This window comes from Rhodobacter flavimaris, from assembly GCF_021378075.1.
Taxonomy (GTDB): domain Bacteria; phylum Pseudomonadota; class Alphaproteobacteria; order Rhodobacterales; family Rhodobacteraceae; genus Rhodobacter; species Rhodobacter flavimaris.
In genome coordinates, this window is the sequence record NZ_JAJUOS010000089.1 from 1 (window position 1) to 255 (window position 255).

The window sequence follows — 255 nt, forward strand, 5'->3', positions numbered from 1 at the left end:
CTCGACGATCCTTATGATCTCGAGCTTCTCGGATGCGGGATACCTCATTCGTCGTCGCCCCCATCCGCGATCATGCTTTTTTTAAGCAAGCGGTTCTCCAGCGTCAGATCGGCCACGCATTCCTTCAGCGCACGGGCTTCACGACGCAGGTCCTGCACCTCGCCGGTGGTCGCGGCACGGGCAGTGTCGCCCGCCAGGCGGCGCTTGCCCGCTTCCATGAATTCCTTCGACCAGGTGTAGTACAGGCTTTGGGCG

Annotated in this window: 1 pseudogene; it reads right to left on the reverse strand. The window is 61.6% G+C overall.

Annotation, left to right across the window (positions count from 1 at the left end):
- Positions 1-255: pseudogene (locus tag LZA78_RS17745) on the reverse strand (IS3 family transposase); the annotation flags it as partial.